This window comes from Shewanella goraebulensis, from assembly GCF_030252245.1.
In the GTDB taxonomy this organism is placed as follows: Bacteria; Pseudomonadota; Gammaproteobacteria; order Enterobacterales; family Shewanellaceae; genus Shewanella; species Shewanella goraebulensis.
In genome coordinates, this window is record NZ_CP126972.1 from 2,849,297 (window position 1) to 2,874,494 (window position 25,198).

Sequence of the window (25,198 nt, forward strand, 5' to 3'; positions counted from 1 at the left end):
TCCTTGTTTAATCTCTTGTTAGGCCTTGATTACGCAAAACCTTGAATCTATTGTACTAATAACCAAGTTTAAGTTATTTAATACAGGTTCAACAACCTCTGTAAGAATTAGAGATGAAATGTTTTTTGCCAACCCCATTTCATTTACAGTACAAACATAGCCTTGATGAACCACTTTATTTCTAATTTTTTGAACATCCTCGGCTTCCGACAAAATTGGCTTTCCATTCATACCTTTGATATCCGATAACTCAATATCGGCGGCATGTGAACACAGTACATTTAGTAATTTGTTATATCTAGCAAAACCAGATTGACCAATAGTAGATCCAACAATTAGTTCTGCCACACTTTCGTTATGCACCATGCCGTATAGGACAGGCTTTAACAAAACAACTTTTAAGAATAGTTCGATTGCTGTTGTGTACATAATTAACGCTGAGCGAGGAGATATTTGTAAAAGCTCATTTGCGTGATGATAACTAACAATCGGAGCTTCTATTAGATGAGGATGTTTTAAATAATATGACTGCATTCTTTCTTCAATGAATTCATCAATAGCTTGCTCTTTATGATCAGGATAAAGCTCTTCACTCATACGATCATAAAAATCATCCATTGCGGCATCATGTTCGTCGTAACTCATATCTATCCCTAGAAACTTAACAGCTTATTCAACGGCGCATCATTCAATGTCGGCCGTTTAAGTTATTGATTAATAACATCCTACATTTGCTATCTTATTGATGTAAAGCACTTTAAATTTCAATAATGCCAAAACAAAGCGAGCAAAATGTATTTAAAAAATATTTATCAAATTTCACTCTGAAAAATATCAATATAATTATAGCTTTACAAAAGTTCAGTCTTAATTACTCCTACAACTTATGGGTAATTTTTGACCGAAGAATACATAAATCAGCCTAAAACCATTATAACTGTATAAATATACAGCTATAAGTAAAAGCAGGCGAATTTATGAAGAATGCAGGCTATTTAGGCGCAATTAGAGAACAAATAAGAGTACGTCATTATCGTTAACCTCAGCTTGGGATAATAAATAGGTTTCAAACAGCCCTTTACACCGCTAACTGCGTTGAATTCACTTACAATAGGCTAGCTATTGGTGCGTCAATTCGCCTTGTTATCAATGCAAAGTTCAAGTTTGAATGCAAAGTGCTAAATAGAGAACATCAAACGCCATTTCTCCATCTCTTAACCCAAGCTGAGGTTAGCTACCAAACAGAGAAGTCATATTTGTATTGGAACCGATACTTTATTAGACACTTTAAATTTTCCTCGGCCAAAGAAATTACCCCATCACATATTGAACAATTTCTGACTTTTCTTGCCAACATAAAGCAAGTATCTTCCAGTACCCAACAACAGGCACTATGCGCACTTGTTTTTGCATTCAAACATGTACTTGCAATTAACACCGATGATTTGCAATTCCCCTATGCAAAACCACCCAGCAGAATTCCTCAGGTACTTGACGATTCAGAGGCGAAGTTAATTATTGAACAGTTAACAGGAAAATATAAACTATTGGGGATCTTACTTTATGGTGCTGGACTTCGTCTTACTGAGGCTCTGAGCTTGCGCATAAAAGATATCGATACTCAAAATCAGTCCCTATTTATTTACCGAGGAAAAGGTAAAAAAGATCGAGTGTGCATTTTACCGCAAATGGCAAATGAGTTAATTGATAAGCAATTTAATCACGTACGCCAAACTCACTTAACAGATTTATCAAAGGGATTAGGTATGGCTTCGTTACCTGCTAGCCTAATAAAAAAGTTTGGCACTAGTGCCAAGCTATTCCATTGGCAGTATGTTTTTCCATCGATTCATTGCGCTTTGCACCCCGTAGATGGCTATATTTGCAGACATCACATTGATCCAACAACATTTAGAAAAGCTTTACAAAAAGCAGTTAGCAAAACATCAATTACCAAGCGGGTAACCGCGCACACTTTCAGACATTCTTTTGCAACCAACTTACTTAGACGCGGCCATGATATAAGAACCGTACTAGAACTACTTGGCCATAATGATGTAAAAACAACCCAAATATATACCCATGTTGCGGGCTTACACCAAACAGGCGTATTAAGCCCGATGGATATAACGTGACAAATTTTTAAACTGAAATTGTTTGAATGCTAGATTAGAAATTAATAAATTGAGCAGCTTGCTTTGCGTTTGGATTCGATAAATGAGCCACATAACCAAGAAAATCAGAGCTCATCATTTGTTTTAATGTTGCGAGGTTTTCATCTTGATATGCCATATCTGGATCGACTTGGTTGGCTACCCAGCCAACGATTTTTAATCCATCAGACAATATGGCTTCTTGAGTTAATAAAGCGTGGTTAAGGCAGCCTAATTTCATTCCTACGACCAAAATGATTCCGACTTGCTGCTGCATTGCCAGCAACTTAACACTGTCTGATAAGTATTCTCCATTACCAAGTGGTAAGCGCCAGCCTCCAGCACCTTCGATTAAGGCAAAATCAGCATTAGCCAGCTCTGTTAATGGTAAGGTGTCTACAACACCTTGAGCGGTTAACATCACGCCTTGTTGCATAGCAGCAATATGAGGCGCAATAGCTGGCTTAAATGCAACTGGGTTGATTTGGTGATATTCAAGCTTGATATTTGACTCAGCAATCAAAGCTAATGCATCGCTATTTCTCAGGCCATTTTCAGTTTGCTCACAGCCTGATGCAATGGGCTTAACGCCCATTTTATTCCCTTTAGCGCTGTGCAATAACGCTGACGAAACTAAGGTTTTACCGCTATCGGTGTCTGTACCTGTGATGAAATAAATCATTGCGATTAACCTTTATTTTTTTGTTAGCTGCAAATAAGTAATTTGATAAGTTAAGGGAATGCCTTTAGCTTGTCGCAAGGTTTCAGCATGTTGCTTTAGTGCTAGCCAATCTTGACGCCCACGAAGCGTTACCCGCTCTATTGGTGAACAGCTTTGAAGCGAACGCGCTTGTATTGAAGGCTTTTGTAATGAAGGCTCTTGATACGACTTTACCGATGCCCCAACCCCTTTTATTGAATAAAGCAGTGCTCGTAAATCATTAAAATACAAAGATTCACTGCATTCATCTACGCTATCAACTTGCCAATATTGGCTATCGATTTCTGCTGTTATTTCTTCAACTGAACGAAAGGTATTATGTCCCAAGCCTAAAGTTTCAAGCTCAGGCAAACTGCCACGACTGACAATACTGATTAAACACGGTGCAGTAGGTTTTAGTACTCGATGAAACTCGCTAAATACAGCTTGTAAGTCATCACACCATTGCAATACAAGGTTTGAATATAAGCCGTCAAATTGCTGTTCAATTATTGGCAAGCTCACAGCATCAGCGCACAAGGTTTTATAAGATGGGAATGACTGATTCACCACCGCTAGCATCGGTTCTGATAAATCAATGGCAGTCACAGTAGCAATGCCTTGGTGTTTGTTGTTAACCGAGGAAAAGTCAGTTCCTGGGCCACTACCAATATCGACAATATCGCCCTTTAGCGGGATGTGACTTAATAATTTTTCAGCGGTTATCCGCTGCAACACATCATGCTGTTTATAGGTTGACGCTGCCTGAGAAAACTTTACTGCCACAGGGTTATTTGAGTTCATTCACGCTCTCGAAAAGATAGCTAAGCGATACTTTTTGATAGAAGTATGCTTAAAAAAATTAAATTAAGGCTGCCAATACGTCGACCAATTGAGCGATGTCGTTTTTATTATGCTGCGCATTAATCGTGATACGCAGTCTTGCTTGACCAGCAGGAACCGTCGGTGGCCTGATGGCACCAACTGCAAAACCTGCATCATACAATTTACTCGCAATCAGTAATGTTTTATCACTATCACCAATGATCACTGGTTGAATTGCAGTGGTGGAGTCGGTAATTGCAATATTGTGTTTAATACAAGCTTGTCTAAATGCGCCAATATTAGCATTAAGCGCTTCAAGCCTATGTGGCTGCGACTGAGTTAAATTGACCGCAGTTAATGCTAAATAAGCACTTGCTGGCGATAAGGCGGTTGAGTATATATATTGGCGAGATTGCGCCACCATAAAATCAATAACGGCCTTAGGGCCAAGAATCGCAGCCCCTTGGCAACCAAGCGCTTTACCAAATGTCACCACTTGAATGTCGCACAGTCTCTTTTTTTGTTGAGAATGAGTTTGCTGAAAGCTGTTTTGTTGAGAGTTGTTTTGCTGGGAGCTGAATTGCTGACTCTTATCTTGTTCAGGCTTGTGTTGCTGAGAGTTGTCTTTTGGAGTTTGAGGGACACCAAAACCATGGGCATCATCAACCACAAGCCAACTATTATATTGCTCACACAAACGCTTTAGTTCAAATAATGGCGCTGTATCACCATCCATACTAAAAACGCTTTCTGTCATTAACACGCTATTAGGATTTCGCTTAAGCTGTTGCTCGGCGTGGTCAAGATCATTGTGTTTATAGCGTCTAAAGACTGCCCCACTATCTTTTACGCCATCAATCACTGATGCATGAATGAGCTTATCGGCAATCACCACATCATTAGCGTCAAATAGTGTTTTGACTAGCGCTTGATTGGCACTGAAACCTGAGCAAAATAAAAGCCCTGCTTCATGGCCTGTCAGCTCGCACAGTCTTTGTTCTAGTTGCAAATGAGCTTGGCTATAACCTGAAACTAAAGGCGATGCCTTACTGCCAACGCCGTAGATTGTTGCCCCTTGCGTAACAGCATCAACCATTTCAGCGGCATTGGCTAAGCCAAGGTAGTCATTATGGCTAAAGTCGATAATGTGTTGATTTTTATCAGCCTTTGACAACTTACGTTGTCTGAGCAAGCCATCGTTTTCTAGCTTGTGCATACGTTGGCTGATTTTATCTAAAATAGGATGACTGCCCATAATCACTGCCTTTAACGACTAGATAGCGCCCGCATCAAAGAACTGTTGAGTCGCTTTATCTTTTTTAGCGTTCGCTTTTGCTAACAAGGCGCTGTCTGATTCAATATCTGCCGATGGACCTTGTTCAGGATGCAAACCTAAACGCTTGAATAGAGTCATATCGTCGTTTTCTTCTGGGTTTGGCGTTGTCAGTAACTTGCAACCATAGAAGATTGAGTTGGCGCCAGCGAAGAAACACATAGATTGTAATTCATCAGTCATGTTCTCGCGTCCAGCTGATAAGCGAACTCGTGATTTAGGCATGATAATTCGTGCAACAGCAATAGTGCGGACAAATTCAAGCGGATCTAAATCATCAATTTTTTCAAACGGCGTTCCCGCCACTTTAACCAGCATGTTAATTGGTACAGAGTCAGGATGTTGTTCAAGGTTAGCGAGCTGTTGCAGTAAACCTGCACGATCGGTTGCTTTTTCTCCCATGCCGACAATGCCACCTGAACACACTTTCATGCCTGATGCGCGAACATTAGATAAGGTATCGATACGATTTTGATAAGTACGCGTGGTAATAACATCGCCATAGTACTCAGGCGAGGTATCTAAATTATGGTTGTAGTAATCAAGACCTGCACTGGCTAACTCGTCTGCTTGCTCTGATGACAACATGCCTAAGGTCATGCAGGTTTCCATGCCTAAGGCGCGAACATCTTTCACCATTTGAGTTAAATAAGGCATGTCACGTTCACGCGGGTTACGCCAAGCGGCTCCCATACAGAAGCGTGATGCGCCAGCAGCTTTGGCACTTTTCGCTTCAGTGATAACTTTCTCGATTTCGAGTAAACGTTCTTTTTCAAGACCGGTATCGTAGCGTGCACTTTGCGGACAGTATTTACAATCTTCTGGGCAAGCACCGGTCTTAATCGACAATAAGCGACTAATTTGCACTTCGTTAGGATCAAAAGATTCACGGTGAATACTGTGAGCTTTAAACAATAAATCATTCATTGGTAAAGCAAATAACGCTTCAATTTCTGCTTTGGTCCAGTCGTGACGGATCGCTGACGATGACATGATTAATCCTTTTTTATTCATTTTGTATTCACTTTATATTGGGTTAGGATACCTTCAGCGTTTAAACTGTCAATGCTAGCAAGCAACACACCTTGACTAACGGTTAAAATATGAACAATAAAGATTTTCAACATTCAGCCTCAACCATCGACTTTGACTTCGATAAACAGCATATTTGGCACCCTTATACTTCCATGAGCCACGCCGCAAAAGTCACGGGAGTCCAATCTGCTGACGGCTGTGAGTTAACCTTATCTGATGGTCAAGTGGTTGTTGATGGCACTAGCTCTTGGTGGGCTTGTATTCATGGCTATAATCGCCCTGAAATTATCGAAGCCATGCAGTATCAATTAACCACATTAAGCCATGTGATGTTTGGCGGTATTACCCACGCACCTGCAGTTAATTTGTGTAAACGCCTTGTAGAAATGACCAGTCCTAATCTGACTAAAGTATTTTTAGCAGATTCTGGCTCCATTGCAGTAGAAGTTGCCATGAAGATGGCGATGCAATATTGGCAAGGTAAAAACCAGCCATTAAAACAACAATTGCTTACCGTGAAACGTGGTTATCATGGCGATACTTTCGCAGCCATGAGTGTCTGCGATCCTGATAATGGTATGCACACTATGTTTGGCAATGCGGTCACTGAGCAATTATTTGCTCCTGCACCGCAATCAGCTTTTAATCAGGCACTAGTCAATGGTGATACTGATGCCTTAGAAGCAATATTAAAAACTAACCATCAACACATTGCCGCAATTATCATTGAACCGATTATGCAAGCCGCTGGCGGTATGCACTTTTACTCAGCCGAATACTTAGTTGCTTTGCGCGGCCTATGCGATAAATACCAAGTGTTGTTAATTTTAGACGAAATCGCCACTGGTTTTGGCCGCATAGGTAAACTGTTTGCCTATGAATATGCCAATATCGAAGCTGATATTTTATGTTTGGGCAAAGCGTTAACAGGTGGGTACATTAGCCTTGCAGCAACGATTTGTAGTGACGAAGTGGCTAAAGGAATAAGTGACTCTCCTGCTGGCGTGTTTATGCATGGACCGACCTTTATGGGGAACCCACTCGCATGCGCCGCTGCGGATGCAAGTTTACAGATTTTACAAACAAGCAATTGGCAGCAGCAAGTAACCGATATTGAATCGCAAATGAAGCAAGAGCTTGCTGAAGCAATTGATTATGAGCATGTAAAAGATGTTCGAGTGCTTGGCTCTGTTGGCGTGATTGAAATGGACAGTGCGATTAATACCGGAGCACTGCAGAAAGCATTTATTGAGCTTGGCGTTTGGATTAGACCTTTTGACAATGTTATATACATCACCCCGCCCTACACGATTACGTCAGCTCAGTTAACCAAACTGACGAATGCGATGAAAATCATCGCAGCTGATATCACTCAAGAACAAAGCAGTGCTGATACATTCAGTAATGGCTAACTTGCCTTAAACATAAAAAGACCTTTGATCATAGAATGGATCAAAGGTCTTTTTTATTTCCCGAAAGAAAATTAGCTAAATAAACAGTCTCAATAAATTGAGTTTCATATCGAAATTTATCCAACTATTTATATTTAGAAACAATCTACAGTGAATAACTATTGTGTTTATAAAGTGCGTAAATACCTGCTTGTCGTCAGAAGTCACTTTATCTATCGGTATGAGTTTAATGGCGCTAAATATGTTTCGAACGTTATTTGCTCTAGTTGCAAAAATAAATAGCCTATTTAGATAGAATCTGCTTCTTGAGGTGTGTCATCTAACCATTTTAAACTGCCTAATGGGTAGCCTAAAAACCATTTGCTGCGCTCTAACACAATGCGAGTTTTGATATTTTTAATACTTAACTCGGAGCGGTCAGATAATTCTGTACAGATATCATTGAGTTTTTTGATATTAGGAAAGCAACTTAACGACATGTAATCAATATCTCCGCTCAATTGCATACAGTCCATAAACTCTGGAATTTCTTGAATTGCACTCACAAAGCGACGACGAGACGGTGCACTATTATCGTGTAAAGTGAATTCTACGTACGCCATAACATGTTCACATATTTGCTCTAAATTCACATCAGCATGAAACGTTCGAAAGTAACCTGCTTCTTTTAGTGCTTTGACTCTTTGAAAACATGCACTCGGCGATAAGCTGACTTTTTCAGCTAATTCGATATTCGTCAGATCCCCTTCAAGATGAAGTGTCGCCAAAATCTTCTTATTGTAGCTATCAATTTTTACTTTCTTTTTCATTTTCAGAAACCTAAGCCTGCATTTGCTTTGCCTATACTGGATTATCCCTCATTTGTTTGCAAAATTTCGTTAGTTTTATCTCAAAGCGATAATTTTTTACTGCATTTAAATAGCATTACAAAATATTATTTTTCAGCAAAGCGCCACAATGGTTATAACGGATCACACACATGCACAATATCTACATAATTATGCATATAAGCCTATGAGGGCAACTACATGAACACTAGCCATCGTCACATTTTTGCAAAATCAATTTTAGCAACTGCGATCAGTTTCTCGCTCGTCACTTCGGCTTATGCTGCAGATGAACAGCAACAAATAACGAATGCAGAAGCCGGTATTGAACGAATTCAAATTAGTGCTCGTGGTCGTGTAGAGACACTGCAAAATGTACCTGATTCTGTGACCGCATTCAGTGGCGACATGATCCAAAATCAGCGTATTGAAAACTTCCGTGATGTGGCTGATTTAACACCTAATTTAAGCCAACTTGATAACTTCCGCCCTGGGTTAGCCAGAATTACCATTCGTGGACTGATTACCCCTCAAGTGGGCGATGCCCCTTTAGCATTTGTGGTTGATGGAGTTACAGCACCTGACTTAGAGTTTATTAACCAAGATTTAGTCGATATTGAACGTATTGAAGTGATGCGCGGAGCACAAGGCGCGCTGTACGGTAAAGGGGCAATTGGCGGCGCGGTTATCGTGACCACCAAAAAACCGACTGATGAATTAGAAGGCACATTAAAAGGCTCTTACGGTAATGGCAACACTTACAATTTAAATGGTGTCGTGTCTGGTGCGTTAAATGATGATAGCAGCGCATTCTTCCGTGTTGGCGGTTATACCAAAAGCTCTGATGGATTAATTGATAATGCATTTTTAGATGAACAAGCAGATTACTTATCTGAAGACTCAGTATTTGCTCAGTTAGAATTTGACTTGTTTGACGATACAACATTAAACCTTCGCGGCCGATACACCACCAGTGATGCTGGTTTTGCTTATTATCAAGGCGTGACTGAAGATACTTCTGAAGATTTTGATATTCCAACTTCGCAAAATATCAGAAATAACGATCAACGCGATGTATATGAAGTCAGTGCTAAATTAACTCAGCATTATGATTTAGGTACGTTCGACTTTATTACTGCCTATAGCAGCAGTGAAAACACTCACTTTTATGATGGAGACTATTCGGCAGACCCAACCTTTATAGATGAAGATGACTTCTTTCGAGCGCCTTTTGGCACCGAAGGCTTAAATGACGTTAAATCATTAACGGTAGAGTCTCGGTTTACTTCTCAAAGCGATCAAAGACTAAGGTGGGCAGTGTCAGCTTTTTATCAAGATAAAGAGCGCGATAACACTATTAATTTCTTTGATGATTTTTTAGGAGACGTGCCACTTGATAGAGATGATTTTACCGACGATATGATTTACTTAACCATTGCTGATAAAAACAGTAGTAAAGCATGGGCTCTTTCTGGTCAAATTAACTATGACATTACTGACAAACTTGAGTTAACTGCGGCGCTGCGTTACGACAATGATAAGCGCGAGTCTTACGATCCCAATAATCCCGTGGATACCTTCGCAGAAGATACCTTTAGTGAATGGCAGCCAAAATTCACTTTGGCATATCAAATGAACCCAGACTTATTGTTATATACCGGATATTCTAAAGGATTTAGAAGTGGCGGTTTCAATGAACCCGCAGAAGGCATTAACCGCGTATTTAATCAAGAAGTGTCAGACAGTTATGAAGCAGGTTTTAAAACCACGCTGTTTTCAAATAAGGTCACTTTAAACGGCGCTGTGTTTATGATTTCGCAATCAGATGCACAAATAACCCAGTTTAATGTTGATACCTTTACCCTTGAAAACTTAGCCATTGACGACGTACTAACAAAAGGTGCAGAAATTGAACTTGGTTGGGCGGCTACTGAAAACCTAGATGTTCGATTTAATGCAGGTTTAATCGATTCTGAAATTAAGGAATTTACTGACAAACCTGAACTTGAAGGCTACTCGCAAGTATGGGTACCAGAATATACATACAGCTTGTCTGCTAATCACTTGTTCCCTATCGGTGCTAATTGGTCAATCGTTTCACGAGCTGATATTCAGGTTCAAGGGCCACAATACTTTGATATTGAAATCCCAGATGTGACGTCTTCTACCTTTACCTCGATTAATGCTGGCATCGGCTTACAGTCAGATGATTGGACAGTACAGCTATATGTTAATAACTTAACCGATGAGCGCACTATTGAAGACATCTTCTTTTTCGGTGACGGTGTGACAGACTTAGCACGTATGCCAAATAAACCTCGTACCTATGGTATTGAAGCAATATATAACTTTTAATCTAGTACTTGTTAAATAAGTCGCTCGTTAAATAACTTACTTATTAAATAAATTGTTCAATAAACCAAAGGCCTCATTAGAGGCCTGTTGAGGGTTCATGTCAGTAAAGCAATCATCACACACCAATGATCTAGCTAATTCATCGCAACCAGACTCATCTCAATCACACAGAGATGACATATTTGATGATTATGCTACTCGCCCTGTACCACAACATAAAACCGTGGGCGGTATTCGCATTGGGATGATTAATGGAGGACTCGCCTTTGCGGTGCCAGGCCTCATTACAGGCATAGAGCTTGGCGGAGAATTAGGACTAGAGCAAAGTATTTACGCTTTTTTGATTGGCGGTCTGATTCTGTCAGTACTCGGTGTGGTGACAGGGTTAGTTGGCATGCATAACCGTTTAACATCATGCATGACAATGAAATTTGTATTTGGCACTAAGGGAGCTAACTTACTCAGCTTAGCATTCGTGTTGTCATTGCTGGGTTGGTATGGCGTTAACATCAATTTGTTTAGCGAAGTATCGCAAACGCTAATACTGCAGATGTTTAACTTTACAGTCCCTATTTGGGTACTCGATATTTCGTCCGGCATCCTTATAACACTTACCACTATTTGGGGTTTCTCATTGATAGAGAAAGTCTCAAGCTTGTTTGTGCCAGTGTTGTTTATCTTAATCAGTTACATGCTTTATAAAAGTTTCGGTTACTCATTGAGCCCTGCCGAGAGTATTAATCAACAAATGGACACCATTTCATTGACTTTCGGTGAAGCGGTATCTGCTGTTGTAGGAAGTTTTATTGTCAGTGTTGTGTTAATGCCTGACTTTACCCGTTTTGCTAAAACAAAAACCGATACCGTCGTCGCTTCTTTCCTGCCCTTTTTATTACTCAACACATTTGTTTATGTCGCCGCTGCAATTGCAGGGTTAGCCGTGCAACAAAGCGACATATTACAAGTCATGTTAACGCTCGGCATTGGTGCCTTAGCTTTTGTACTGCTAATTATGTCGAGTTGGGTGACAAACGTGGTTAACCTTTATAGTGCAGCATTAGGTATTAATGCGATGAATGCTCATTGGAAGGAATGGAAGATTATTGTATGCGCTGGGGTGCTAGGCACTGGGATTGCTTCATTTAATTTACTGGAAAATTTCACCGACTTTTTATTTAGCTTATCAATAATCTTTACCCCAGTTGCTGCAATTTACGTAGTGGACTTTTTCCTGCTTCGTCATCAGCAAGTTTATCAACTTACACAATTAACCAGTTTACCCACCTTTAACTATTGCGCTGTCATGGCATGGGGGATCGGCATACTTACCTCAATATTAGTCAATAAAGGTCACTTAACTCTGACAAGCATTGAAGTATGTGACGCCATAATCGTCACTGTGCCGGCTTATTACTTTTTAATGAAAGCCTTTGCAAAAAAAACGCTCACATGAGGTGAGATATCGCGATGATTGTTTTGTGTAACGCTTAAATTTGAACACATATTTTTGCAGTGATTATTAAAATAACTTCAGATAACACAGATTAAAATTCCAGAGCAAACCTAAGCTTAAGAGATGTAAATGATGAAAACACTGACTCGATTAGACTTATCTGACATATTACACGGCTGCGCAATTCTTGGCACTGGCGGAGGTGGTGAGCTAGATGAAGGTTTTCACTATATTGATAAAGCGCTCGAGGCAGGTAAAACCTTTAATCTTATTAGTGTAGAAAATGTCCCTGCAGGCAAGAATATCTGCACTCCTTATATGCTTGGCGCACTAACGCCAATGTCAGAGGAAGAAGAGCTGCAATATAAACGTCTTCCAAAAGCTGATAAATCATCAATAATGACTGCATTTAAACGCCTAGAGCAATACACTGGTGATGAATTTTACGGCACTATATGTTGCGAACTTGGCGGCTCTAATACCGCGATCTCCTTTTACGTTGCCGCAATGGCTAATGGTTATATCATCGATGCCGATGTTGCTGGCCGCGCCGTTCCTGAAATCACCCACTCTACTTATTACTTTAATGACATTCCAGCAGCGCCTATCGTCACTGCAAACGAATTCGGTGAGTGCTTTATCTGTGAGAATGTCATCGATGATTTACGTGCAGAAAGCGTTGTGCGAGCCTTATCAATGATAAGCCGCAATGACATTGCAGCTATCGATCACGCAATGCCTATTGAACAAGTTAAAGATGCTGTCATTAAAGGCACAATATCTAAATCCTTAGCCATTGGCCAAGCCTATCGCAAAGCAAAAGAACAAAATAAAGATATCGCAGATGAAATAGCTAATCACGGTGAAGGATATGTGGCATTTAGAGGCATAGTCACTGAGTTTAGCTTTAAAACTCAAGATGGTTTTACTTTAGGAGATGTCTATATTGACGGTACAGGCGAGTATGTAAGTAACCGTTATCATATTGAAGTGAAGAATGAGAACTTGGTAAGCAGGCTGAACGAAGAAGTCGATGTCACTATTCCTGATTTAATATGCTGCTTAGACATGGACACCTTAACCCCTATTACCAATCCAAACTTTAGCCAACAAATGAATGTGGCAATTGTAGTACTTCCAGCACCAAAAGAATTTACGACTGAGCGAGGCCTTGAAGCCTTTGGTCCTGCATATGTCGGGCTCAAAATGCCATATATTGCTGCTGTTGAACGCCACTTTAAAAATAATCGGTATAAAAATATAAAGTAAAAATACCAATATGAGTATTTTGTAGGTTCTAATTTTGTCTAATAATGATGTTCATAGACTTTAAGTATTAGGTGACTTTTTGCATTAGGTGACTTTAAGTATCAGGTGGCTTGGAACATATGGGTATATTTGTTCTATTTACTGAATAGATTTAACCACTTGCCACTTAACAAATTAACTTAAGTCAACTGACTTAAGTCAATAATCCCGAATCAATAAACCCAAAACACAGCATCAATTTTAAATGTATGCAGGCCTCTCATAATAATTCCCTTTCACGCCCCATAGCTTATGAGGGAGTAAATGTAACAATCGCTTCACAAGCAAATTTTTAAAGGAATATGTAATACTGAATTGACATTAAATTGCCTTTCAATGAATTAAACATTTCTTAGCAAGAATTCCACAGCCACAAACATACGTTGTAAAATGATGATTTTAAACACATAAAAGGCAATATTTCACTTTTTTAATTGTTCATTATTATGCTTAATAAAGCCTATTAGCGTTCAAAAATCTTCTCTAATTTGACTAATACCGTTACAAAAACAACCAGAATTGGTATTACCAATACTTAAACCAAAACATGACCAAAGCTTTACCACCAATCATCCACTTCGAAGAACACTTAACTATACTCACTTATAGGTAAAATAAATAAAGCCTTTAAAATCAGAGCTATAAATACAAAACCCTATAGGAAACTTATATTACCTATTACAAATCGAAATTTTAAAGTGATCGTTCACGTATGACAACAAACCTAGTCACACTAGACCTTGGTATACCAATGTAATGATTTTGGTAATAATAAGTTGCAATCAAATTACCCCTGTTATATAAATGTTGCTGTTGATTAAAACAACAACAATTGGTCATAACAAAGTTTAACAATGACTAAAAACAATTTTTGGGGGAATTATGAAGCTTAATAGAATAAGCGCTATGTTTAGTGAGGCTAAAAGTAAAGCGACTAATGTGTCGCTCTTTGGTGCGACTTTAACGGCTTTGCTAACCATGCCAGCATTTGCAGCTGAACCTGCTGCAGAAGCTGATACAAGTGAAATCGAAGTAATCGCAGTTAAAGGGATCTTCGGTAGCTTGAAAGCTGCGAACTTACTAAAACGAACTGATGACCGTATTGTCGATGCTATTGTTGCTGAAGACATTGGTAAGTTACCTGATAACAATATTGCAGAAGCACTACAACGTATTACCGGTGTTTCAATTGGTACTGACTTCGGCGTAGGTGAATCTGTCACTATTCGCGGCGTATCAGAAAACCTTGTATTACTGAATGGTCGTTCTACTGCTGGTGCTGGTCGTGGCGGTATTGGTTTAGATGATTTCCCATCTAGCTTCTTAAAAACTGTTGAAGTCATTAAGTCTCCAACACCAGAAATGATTGAAGGTGCCTTGGGTGGTACAGTCAACATGCAAACAATTCGCCCATTAGAGCTTTCAGAGCCACTTGTAGCGATTACGTTAGATGGTGAATACGCGGATAAAACAGAAAATACAGCACCTAATTTTTCAATGGGTATTGGTGACAACTGGGACCTAGGTGATGCGGGTACTTTTGGTGCCTCTGCCAATTTAGCTTATTTAGATCGCGAATTACGTCGTGATGAATTTTTTAGTAAAGTAGACTTACAAGACAATATCGATATTAATGGTGACGGTATTGTTGACGATTCAGGTGGACCAAACGGTAAATACCTGCGTCGCACTCAAAACACAGTTGAACAAAAAACTGAACAACGTGAACGTACTGCTTATGGTATTTCTCTACAATGGGAGCCCGTTAGTGCTGAAGCCAATATCTACCTAGATTTAAATGCAACCAAACTAGATGGCGGCCAGTCTGCTTATTCTATTCTTGATGTAGGCGGTTCTTCTGTAGCAAGAAGTGATTCTTACTACGACTCTAACGGCGAGCTTCATAATTACGATTTAGATGGCGTACTAGTAATTCCAAAAACATGGAGTGATTTTACTACGTCAGATACCACCTCACATGCCATTGGTGGTGAATGGTTTATCACAGATAATATTGAGTTATCTGCTGAGTATTCATTATCTAAATCTGAAGAAAAACAAACAGCAAACGAGTTTAACCTACGCCCTATTGAACGTACTGACCCAACTGATTCATTAACTACTCATACAAGTACAAGTAGCTCATACAGCGGTGGTGGTATTCCAGGTTATATGTATGCTGACTCAGGTATGCTAACTAATCCAGACAACTTAGTGTTCCGTGAATTTTTCCACAAAACATTAGAAACTGACAATGAAGAGCAAGCATTACGCTTTGACTTTAAAATCAGTGATATTGGTGTAGATTGGGTATCAGCTGTTAAAGCCGGTGTTCGCTTTACTGACCGAGATTACACAGCAAACCGCTTTGATCTTAAACCAATTAATGGTGACACAACACTTAAAGATTCATATAAAAAAGCGGTTGATGATAATGGTAACTTCGCACCAATCTGGATCGATAACGCCTTACTTGCTGATAGCATGAATATCGTTAACTTGAATAATTCGTTCGACCAAACTGGTGTTAACGGCCAAAACGACTTATTGACGTACAATGTATATGACGCTGATCAACTGCAAGATACTGAAGCGACTTACGCACTTGTACAACAAATGCTGCAAGACACTTCTTATGCAATGAACGGGACTTTAGCCGACAACATGGTTGAAGATAACGGCGCATATAAAGAAATCAACGAGAAAACCAGTGCTATTTACGCTCAGTTCCATTTAGATTTTGATGATTTAACTGCGGTATTTGGTGGTCGTTATATTCAAACAGAACTGGAGTCGAGTGTTGTTGCTTCTGTTGACGCTGACGGTAATAAAGTACTAGATACTGGTAAAAATGATTATTCAGATTTCCTACCTAGCTTAAACGTGACTTATACCTTAACTGAAGAAACGTTAATGCGTTTTGCTGCAGCGAAAGTAATGCGTCGCGCTGATTTTGATGAATTAAGCCCAGCACTTTCAATCGATAACTCGTTAGTAACTGGTACTCAAGGTTCTTACCAACTTGAGCCATACCGTGTTACACAATACGATTTATCTGTAGAGCATTACTTTGGTGATGGCGGTATCGTTTCTGCGGCGCTTTTCTATAAAGATGTTAATTCATTCACCCAAACTGACAGCAGCTGTTTAGCTGATGCAAGTACCGTATCAGGTCAAAACACGACTGAATGGGGTAACATTTGTTTACTCGACACTGCTGGTCAAAGTCAAGGTGATGTTAATTTCGCTACAGAAGATCAAGGTTTAGCTTATGTAGACCAACAGAAAGCTGCTGGCCAAACGGGTATTGTAATTGATACTGACGTTAACGGTGGTAGTGGTGAAGTGAAAGGTCTAGAGCTTGGTTATCAGCAACAGTTCACATTCTTACCAGGTTTCTGGTCAGGTTTTGGTGTTAATGCTAACTATACTTATGCAGACAGTGAGCAGCCTGATGGTAACCCACTACTGAACATTTCAGAAAATACAGCTAATGGCCAAATTTACTGGGAAAATGAAGATCTTCAGTTCCGTTTAGCATACAACTGGCGTGACCGTTACTTATATTCACAAGCTGAAAAACGCGTTCAAACTGTTGGTGCATTGGGTTATAACGTATTTAACCAAAATGACCCTACTGCAGATGACTTTGACGCAACAGTAGGTAATAACTACCGTGAAGCACGTGGTCAGTTTGATTTCTCTGCAAGTTGGGATATTAACGAACACTTCGCTGTTGTCGGTAACGTTGTTAACTTAACTGGTGAGCCAATTGAGTATACAACGGAACTTGGTTCTGTATGGAAATATAGCGAATCAGATCGTCGTTACACGTTAGGTTTACGCGCTAGATTCTAATTTAGTCGCACCTCGCAAAGAGAGCCTATTAATTTGATAGGCTCTCTTTAAATAAACCCTAACCACACCACTGTATTTACTTCGAAATAAAACAACCAATGTCACAAAATCAACAATTGGTAAACCAATTATAATAATTGGTCAGTAAACAATTGGCTTTACAGTCTTATTGTAATACAATTAAAAAATCAGAAGTAAGTAAAGAATTCGTACACTTTTAATTGAAACTATAAAAGCAAAACTAATAATCATTTTCGCTTTTATAAAAATAACTTAGCACGCCTATTCTTGATGCTAGCGCAAATAGCATTCAGATAGCATTTACCAATATATTTAGGAGTTAGATATGACAAAGCCTGTCATTGGTTTCATCGGACTTGGCCTTATGGGCGGCAACATGGTTGAGAACCTTCAAAAGAGAGGTTATCAAGTAAATGTAATGGATCTTAGTGCAGAAGCTGTTGCTCGAGTTACTGACCGTGGTAACGCAACTGCGTTTACTTCAGCAAAAGAGTTAGCAGCTGCAAGTGATGTCGTTCAGTTCTGCCTAACAACTTCAGAAGTTGTTGAAAAGATTGTTTACGGCGACGACGGTGTTTTAGCAGGTATTAAAGAAGGTTCAGTATTAGTTGATTTTGGTACTTCTATCCCAGCTTCTACTAAGAAAATCGGTGCTGCACTAGCAGAAAAAGGCGCGGGCATGATTGATGCTCCTTTAGGTCGTACTCCTGCACATGCTAAAGATGGCCTATTAAATATTATGGCTGCTGGCGACATGGATACATTCAATAAGGTTAAGTCTCTTTTAGAAGAGCAAGGCGAGAATGTATTCCACCTAGGTGCATTAGGTGCAGGTCACACTACCAAGTTAATCAACAACTTCATGGGCATGACTACTGTTGCTACTATGTCTCAAGCTTTTGCAGTTGCAAAACTTGCAGGTGTTGATGGCCAACAACTGTTTGACATCATGTCAGCTGGTCCATCTAACTCTCCGTTCATGCAGTTCTGCAAGTTCTATGCTGTAGATGGTGAAGAAAAATTAGGTTTCTCTGTTGCTAATGCCAACAAAGATCTTGGTTACTTCCTAGCAATGTGTGAAGACTTAGGTACTCAGTCTTTAATTGCTCAAGGTACTTCAACAAGCTTACAAGCTGCTGTTGATGCTGGTATGGGTCAAAATGACGTACCTGTAATTTTTGATTACTTCACTAAGTTAGCAAAGTAATTTAAAACAAGCTTACTCAAAAGCCTTACTAGAGTGTTAACACTGCGATGCAGTCATACTCAGTAAGGTTTTTTTATGTTCTAAGGTAATGTTTGGAAATAAATATTTTGAAGCTAACATTTTGAAATAAACATTTTTAAGTTAACGTTTTCTTCTAATTAATCAAGTTTTTATAAATAATTAGCGCATGTATTAAAAGAATTCTCTCTTCTATTCTTATAGTTTAATCCATCTCTTGTCAGCCAAACATGCTCACATATCCCCTTTGCTTAGTAACCCGTTCTAACCAGTTATTAATGTTGACATAATGAGTTAAATCAAAACCACCTTCATGTGCGACATGGGTATAGGCATAAAGTGCAATATCGGCCAAGGTAAACTGAGAGCCAATAATAAACAGGTTATCTGATAACTGCTGATCAAGTAAGCCAAGTATTTTAGCCCCCTTAGCATGTAATGAATCATATTCAGACTGACGCTCAACAGGCATGTTTTGGTATAACTGAATAAAGCGTGCCACGGCAATGCATGGCTCATGAGTATATTGCTCGTAAAACATCCATTGATACATCAACGCCTTATCAAATTCATCTTTAGGAACAAGCTCAGAATTACCAGCTAAATAACCAATAATCGCATTAGATTCAGCTAGGACTCTGCCATCAGTTAATTCTATAATCGGTAACTTACCTTGGGGACTTTTGGCTAAAAACGCTGGCGTAGTTGTCTCCCCTTTCATCAAGTCTACGGCTTTCCACTGATATTCAATATTCAGCAGATGTAGTGTGAGTTTAATTTTATAGCAATTACCTGACTTCTCATCACCGTATACTGTAATCATTCGCTGTCCTTGTGAAACTGATATATAACTTGGTTTGATGACTAATAGCTTATTTTACTCTTAACTTTTTGGCTGACCTAACTCTTAATTTTATGTATTACTTAACTAAGCTAGAAATAAGCGCTCTTAATGCGGCAGGTTTTACCATTTTCGCCATATAGTGATAACCACGCTTTTGTACATCGTCAACCAAATCTTTATTGGTATTAGCAGTAATCAAGATCCCTGGTAAATGCTCACCGTAACGAGAGCGGATGCCATCCATCGCATCAACACCATTTTGATCATTATCTAAATGGTAATCGGCTAAAACAATATCGGGCGCGACGCCCTTTAAGCCCAGTTTAATTCGTGCATCTGCTAAATCAGATGCACACACGACTTCACACTTCCAACGAGTTAATAAGCTTTCAAGCCCTGCTAAAATGGCTTCTTCGTTATCAATACAAAGCACTTTCACCCCAGCTAATGGCTGAGTTAATGTTGGCACTGGTTTAATGACTTTTTCACTGACTGTCTCACCAAGCGGCACCGTTATAGAAAATACCGAACCCTGACCCAATTTGGATGTCACTTGTATTTGATGTTCAAGCACCTTGCTGATCCTGTCTGCAATCGCTAAACCTAGGCCAAGGCCACTCACATTGCGACTACTCGGGTGATTGAGCCGCTTAAACTCTTTGAAAATTTCTTCGGTTTCGTTTTCATCAATTCCGCAACCGGTATCAATAACTTGTATTTCAAGGAAGTCACCACGACGGCGACAACCCAACAAGACTTGCCCTCCTTTTGCATAGCGATACGCATTGGTCAGAAAGTTTTGTAAAATACGTCTTAATAAAGATAAATCAGAATTTATCGTGGCAGTGCAAGGCATCATGTTAAATCGAATTTGGTTATCATTAGCCATCGCATCGAACTCAACAGATAAGCCATTTAACAGCTCTGCCACCGCAAAGTCGCGACGATTAACTTCGACCATGCCTGAATCTAACTTAGAGATATCCAGTAAATCTGTTAATAGCTCACCCGCTGTGCGAAGTGAATTATTGATATGAGAAATAGTAGTTTTACCTTCTAAATCTAAATTGGGGTATTGTGCAAGAGACGCTGTAAATAAACGCGCCGCATTTAAAGGCTGCATTAAGTCATGTCCTACTGCTGCCAAAAAGCGACTTTTAGAGGCATTTGCTAACTCTTCTTGGGCTTTCGCTTCCAGTAGTTCACTGTTAAGCATTGCCAGTTCATAAGTACGCTCTTGTACGCGAGACTCTAGTGTTTCATTAGCTTCAATCAATGCCTTTTCTTGCAGTCGATACTGAGTAATATCGGTAAAGGTCATCACAAAACCGCCATCTGGCATGGGATTACCTTGAATCTTAATGACCTTGCCGTCTTTTCGTTGTCGCTCTGAAGTATGTTCTGTGCCGTTTCGCATGTGCTGAACACGGATCTCAACCTGTGTTTCTATATCGCCTTCACCACAATAACCTCGCGCAGCATTAAAACGCACGACTTCACTGATTGGCATACCTTGTTGTAAAAAGTCATCAGGATAATCATAAAGCTCTGCGTATTTATAATTCCACGCAACAAGGTTTAAGTCTTTATCAACAACGCTCATGCCTTCATAGGCATGTTCAATAGCGCCGCGAAGCATGTCTTGGCTCAAAATAATTTTTGACGACGCTTCATCTACTAAGCTGAAAACTTCATCAAGGGCTAAATCACGTCCTTGTAATACAGAATCCATCACCAGTGAAGCACTGGATGCACCAAGCACACCTGCGAGCATATGTTCAGTATGAGAAATCAGTTCTTCACCAGCAACCTTGTGCCATGAGTCACTGCGCACTGCATCAGGGGAGAATTTACTGAAGCTTTCATAAGCTCTTGTCGGACTGACAAAACGACTCGCAAGGATTAATAAGTCCTGCTGAGAAATTGCGCCATGTTTGCGGTTAGTGTCCTTCTTATCACCCTGCTTATTTGCCCCAGGGTTAATAAAATGACTTGCTTGAATACGCTCTGCTACACCCGCTCTGAACCAAAGAGAGCCTAAAATATAACAAACCACATTGGCGAGTAATGCAATTAAGGTATCGGCAACTTCTGGGCTTATAGACGCTAGCAGACCCGTTTCGCCGCCAATCCCTACACTGCCCTCAAATAAGATGTAACACCAAAGCGAGAAACCAACGGCTAAGCCTAAAAAGACCCCAGAACGATTACCATATTTCCAATACATTCCACCTAATAAAGCTGGCGCTAATTGCGCAAATGCCCCAAAAGAAAGCTGTCCAAGGTGAGACAGCGATTCGCTGTTGCCAAACAACAAATAACTTAAATAACCTAACGCCAGAATGATGACGATGGCTAAGCGACGGGCGTTTAATAAAAAGCGGGCAAATTGATTAAAGTTGGTTCCATTAACACGGCCTGTTCGCAACATAAACGGCACTAACCATTCGTTACTGATCATCACACTAATAGTAACTACCGCTACGATTACCATACCTGTCGCTGCAGACAAAGTACCCAATAATGCGATGACTGCCAGCACGGGCTGGTCTAATGCAAGAGGTAGATTAATCACATAGGTATCTGCAGCAACACTATCACCTAATAACAAGGTGCCTGCTAATGCCAGCGGCGCGACAAATAGCCCGAACATGGCTAAATAAAGCGGAAAAATCCAACGAGCTTTGTTAAGTACCGCTTCTTCAGCACACTCAACTACCATCACATGGAATTGACGCGGCATACACATGAAGGCAGCTATCCCCACCAGCATTTCAGGCAAAAATGACACGATATTAAGGCTGCCATTTTTGATGATATCTTTGTCTGATGCTTGCTGCCAAATATCGCCAAAACCATCAAAGTATAAATAGGTAATCACAAAACCGACGATCAAGAATGCCGCCAATTTTACCAGCGACTCAAATGCAATGGCTACCATCATGCCCGGGTTATGTTCTGTGGCATCCAGTTTTCGGGTGCCAAACAAAATGGCAAAAATAGCCAATATAAAAGTAATAAGTAAAGGTACACTGACAGCACTTAAAGGCTGATTGTCTGGTTGGAAAAGATTTAAACTAAACACCATCGCTTTAAGTTGTAAGGCGATGTAAGGCATGATGCCAAATAGTGCAATGAGGGTAACAATCGCTGCGAGAGTTTGAGATTTACCATATCGAGCGGCAATAAAATCAGCCACTGAAGTAATATTTTGCGCTTTTGAGATGATAACCATCTTGCGCAATACCCCAAAACCGAGCGAAAAAACTAATATGGGGCCTAAGTATATCGGTAAAAAAGACCACAAATCGTTGGCAGATTGACCAACTGTGCCTAAGAAGCTCCAAGAAGAACAGTAAACCGCTAGACTTAAGCCGTATATCCATACCTGAACTTTTTTGGTGATCTTGCTAAACCATCGCTCAGCTCCCCACGCTAAAATAAACAGTAAAGAAACATAGCAAATTGCAATCACAGCAACGACTAAGGTCAAATTCATGGCTTTCTCTTCTTATTATATTCGCTTAATAAATAAGCAATAAATCTGTGTCAATTTGGTGCCATGCTAACATGCGCAACAGGTTAAATATTAAGGATATTTTAAAACTAGACCAAGGTCTAATAGTGTTAACCTCACCTTGCAGACGATACTTTCGTAACGCTAAATTCGACAAAGGGAAGCCATATGAGCTCGCAGTCTCTCTATAAAGTACCAGCAGATTTCGCAACCAACGCACTGGTAGACAATGATACCTATAAGAAAATGTACCAAGAATCTGTGGTAAATCCAGAAGGTTTTTGGAGAGAACACGGTAAGCGTATTGATTGGATCAAACCCTACACCAAAATTAAGAAGACGTCATTTGATGATCATAACCTGTCAATTAACTGGTTTTATGATGGCACATTGAACGCTTCAGCTAACTGTTTGGATCGCCACCTTGAAAAAAATGGTGACCGTGTTGCCATTATCTGGGAAGGCGATGATGCCAGCGAACAACGCAAAATTACCTACCGTGAGCTTCATACTGATGTATGTAAGTTTGCTAACGCCCTACGCAGCCAAGGTGTTTGTAAAGGCGATGTAGTAACCATTTATATGCCAATGGTGCCAGAAGCTGCAGTCGCAATGCTAGCATGTGCACGCATCGGTGCTGTTCACTCTGTTGTCTTTGGTGGCTTCTCACCTGACTCAATTGCATCACGTGTGATTGATGGTAATTCAAAAGTGCTAATTACTGCCGATGAAGGTATTCGTGGCGGTCGTAAAATTCCATTAAAGCGAAGCATTGATGACGCACTGAATAATCCAGATGTTGATTGCGTCGAAAAAGTTATCGTACTTAACCGAACTGGTGGTGACATCGATTGGGTTGAAGGTCGTGATATTTGGTGGAGCGATGTAATGGCAACAGCTTCAGAGCATTGCCAAGCAGAAGAAATGGGCGCTGAAGACCCGCTTTTCCTACTGTATACATCAGGCTCAACCGGTAACCCTAAAGGTGTGTTACACACCACAGGTGGTTACATGGTTTATGCTTCAATGACTCACGAATATGTCTTTGATTACAAAGAAGGTGAAGTTTACTGGTGTACTGCTGATGTGGGGTGGATTACCGGTCACTCATACATGGTATACGGCCCGCTTGCTAATGGCGCAACCGTGCTAATTCACGAAGGTGTTCCTAACTCGCCAGGCCCTTCTCGTTTAGGCGAAATGATTGACCGTCATAAAGTCAATATTCTTTATACAGCTCCGACATTAATCCGTGCATTAATGGCTGAGGGCAAAGAGCAATTTGAAGGTTTCGATGGCAGCTCTTTACGTGTCATGGGCTCAGTAGGTGAACCTATTAACCCAGAAGCATGGCGTTGGTACCACGAAGTGATTGGTCATGAGTCTTGCCCTATTGTGGATACATGGTGGCAAACAGAAACTGGTGGCATTCTAATTAGCCCGTTACCAGGCGCAACTGATGCAAAACCAGGCTCTGCTACTCGTCCATTCTTTGGCGTACAACCTGCGTTAGTGGATAACATGGGCAATATTTTAGACGGCGCGGTTGAAGGAAACTTAGTCATCCTAGATTCATGGCCTGGTCAAATGCGAACTGTTTATGGCGACCATGACCGTTTTGCACTGACCTACTTTAAAACCTTTAGAGGCATGTACTTTACTGGTGACGGTGCTCGTCGTGATGAAGATGGTTATTACTGGATCACTGGCCGAGTAGATGACGTTATTAATGTGTCCGGCCATCGACTTGGTACAGCAGAAGTTGAAAGTGCACTTGTTTCACATGAGCTAGTTGCTGAAGCTGCAGTAGTTGGTTACCCCCATGATATCAAGGGCCAAGGTATCTATGCTTATGTGACGCTTACTAAAGGCGTTGAAGAAACAGAAGAACTTCGTCAAGGTCTACGCCAATGGGTTCGTAAAGAAATCGGCGCCCTAGCGACCCCTGATTTAATTCAGTGGGCTGGCGGACTACCTAAAACGCGTTCAGGCAAAATCATGCGTCGCTTCTTACGCAAGATTGCAGCAAATGAAGTGACCAACTTAGGTGATTCTTCAACACTGGCAGATCCAGCGGTAATCGATACACTTATCGAATCCCGCTTAAATAAAACCGAATAACACTGACGATTAGTGATTGTCAGGTTAATCGTAACCTTTACGTCCTACCCACCTAGAGAGTCTTGACCAGATTCTCATTGCCCCCTCAAATGAGGGGGCTTTTTTATGTTAAAACTCAGCTTAAGCAAATCGTAATAACCTAACATCCACTGCGTTACGTGATAAAGTAACCCCTCAGTTATCTTTTCAAAACATTCAACAATAACGAGTT

At 40.3% G+C, this 25,198-nt stretch carries 16 protein-coding genes; 8 read left to right on the forward strand and 8 right to left on the reverse strand.

The window, feature by feature from the left end:
* Positions 1-18 precede the first annotated feature (18 nt).
* Positions 19-645, reverse strand: coding sequence for a hypothetical protein (locus tag QPX86_RS11995; RefSeq protein WP_285162841.1), 627 nt, complete (start codon positions 643-645; stop codon positions 19-21).
* 530 nt (positions 646-1,175) lie between these two features.
* Between QPX86_RS11995 and QPX86_RS12000 the strand changes: the two genes are divergently transcribed.
* Positions 1,176-2,135, forward strand: a complete 960-nt coding sequence (locus tag QPX86_RS12000) for an integron integrase (protein WP_285162842.1) — start codon at positions 1,176-1,178, stop codon at positions 2,133-2,135.
* Positions 2,136-2,169: 34 nt separating this feature from the next.
* Here the strand turns inward: QPX86_RS12000 and bioD are convergent, their stop codons facing one another.
* Genes bioD through bioB form a run of 4 tightly spaced genes read right to left on the reverse strand, consistent with a single transcriptional unit; the run spans position 2,170 to position 6,004 of the window.
* Entirely contained in the window at positions 2,170-2,832 is a 663-nt protein-coding gene (gene bioD, locus QPX86_RS12005) for a dethiobiotin synthase (RefSeq protein ID WP_285165165.1), read from the reverse strand.
* Positions 2,833-2,847: 15 nt separating this feature from the next.
* Positions 2,848-3,657 (reverse strand): methyltransferase domain-containing protein, encoded by an 810-nt coding sequence (locus tag QPX86_RS12010; RefSeq protein WP_220755674.1) that lies wholly within the window; start codon positions 3,655-3,657, stop codon positions 2,848-2,850.
* Between the two features lie 58 nt (positions 3,658-3,715).
* Positions 3,716-4,933: an 8-amino-7-oxononanoate synthase gene (locus QPX86_RS12015; protein WP_285162843.1), complete on the reverse strand. Its 1,218-nt coding sequence runs from the start codon at positions 4,931-4,933 to the stop codon at positions 3,716-3,718.
* 18 nt (positions 4,934-4,951) lie between these two features.
* Positions 4,952-6,004, reverse strand: coding sequence for a biotin synthase BioB (bioB, locus tag QPX86_RS12020; RefSeq protein WP_220755672.1), 1,053 nt, complete (start codon positions 6,002-6,004; stop codon positions 4,952-4,954).
* 110 nt (positions 6,005-6,114) lie between these two features.
* On the opposite strand from bioB, the gene bioA reads away from it, so the two are divergent.
* The gene (gene bioA / locus QPX86_RS12025; protein ID WP_285162844.1) at positions 6,115-7,458 is read left to right on the forward strand and encodes an adenosylmethionine--8-amino-7-oxononanoate transaminase; all 1,344 of its coding nucleotides are present in this window, start codon (positions 6,115-6,117) and stop codon (positions 7,456-7,458) included.
* 287 nt (positions 7,459-7,745) lie between these two features.
* Here the strand turns inward: bioA and QPX86_RS12030 are convergent, their stop codons facing one another.
* Positions 7,746-8,267, reverse strand: a complete 522-nt coding sequence (locus QPX86_RS12030; protein WP_220755032.1) for an Lrp/AsnC family transcriptional regulator — start codon at positions 8,265-8,267, stop codon at positions 7,746-7,748.
* 219 nt (positions 8,268-8,486) lie between these two features.
* Between QPX86_RS12030 and QPX86_RS12035 the strand changes: the two genes are divergently transcribed.
* The 5 genes from QPX86_RS12035 to QPX86_RS12055 all read left to right on the forward strand — a co-directional run bounded on the left by QPX86_RS12035 (position 8,487) and on the right by QPX86_RS12055 (position 18,487).
* A complete protein-coding gene (locus QPX86_RS12035; RefSeq protein WP_285162845.1) occupies positions 8,487-10,640 on the forward strand; it encodes a TonB-dependent receptor in 2,154 nt (717 codons plus the stop codon).
* Positions 10,641-10,737: 97 nt separating this feature from the next.
* Entirely contained in the window at positions 10,738-12,093 is a 1,356-nt protein-coding gene (locus QPX86_RS12040; protein ID WP_285162846.1) for a cytosine permease, read from the forward strand.
* Positions 12,094-12,222: 129 nt separating this feature from the next.
* Positions 12,223-13,362, forward strand: a complete 1,140-nt coding sequence (locus QPX86_RS12045) for a DUF917 domain-containing protein (RefSeq protein ID WP_285162847.1) — start codon at positions 12,223-12,225, stop codon at positions 13,360-13,362.
* Positions 13,363-14,283: 921 nt separating this feature from the next.
* A complete protein-coding gene (locus QPX86_RS12050; RefSeq protein ID WP_285162848.1) occupies positions 14,284-17,259 on the forward strand; it encodes a TonB-dependent receptor in 2,976 nt (991 codons plus the stop codon).
* A gap of 346 nt (positions 17,260-17,605) precedes the next feature.
* Positions 17,606-18,487, forward strand: coding sequence for an NAD(P)-dependent oxidoreductase (locus QPX86_RS12055; protein ID WP_220755028.1), 882 nt, complete (start codon positions 17,606-17,608; stop codon positions 18,485-18,487).
* Positions 18,488-18,725: 238 nt separating this feature from the next.
* On the opposite strand, the gene QPX86_RS12060 is transcribed toward QPX86_RS12055, so the two are convergent.
* Positions 18,726-19,325 (reverse strand): glutathione S-transferase family protein, encoded by a 600-nt coding sequence (locus QPX86_RS12060; protein WP_285165166.1) that lies wholly within the window; start codon positions 19,323-19,325, stop codon positions 18,726-18,728.
* 100 nt (positions 19,326-19,425) lie between these two features.
* Positions 19,426-22,848: a hybrid sensor histidine kinase/response regulator gene (locus QPX86_RS12065; RefSeq protein WP_220755027.1), complete on the reverse strand. Its 3,423-nt coding sequence runs from the start codon at positions 22,846-22,848 to the stop codon at positions 19,426-19,428.
* Between the two features lie 186 nt (positions 22,849-23,034).
* On the opposite strand from QPX86_RS12065, the gene acs reads away from it, so the two are divergent.
* Entirely contained in the window at positions 23,035-24,987 is a 1,953-nt protein-coding gene (gene acs, locus QPX86_RS12070; protein ID WP_220755026.1) for an acetate--CoA ligase, read from the forward strand.
* The last annotated feature ends 211 nt before the right edge of the window (positions 24,988-25,198 follow it).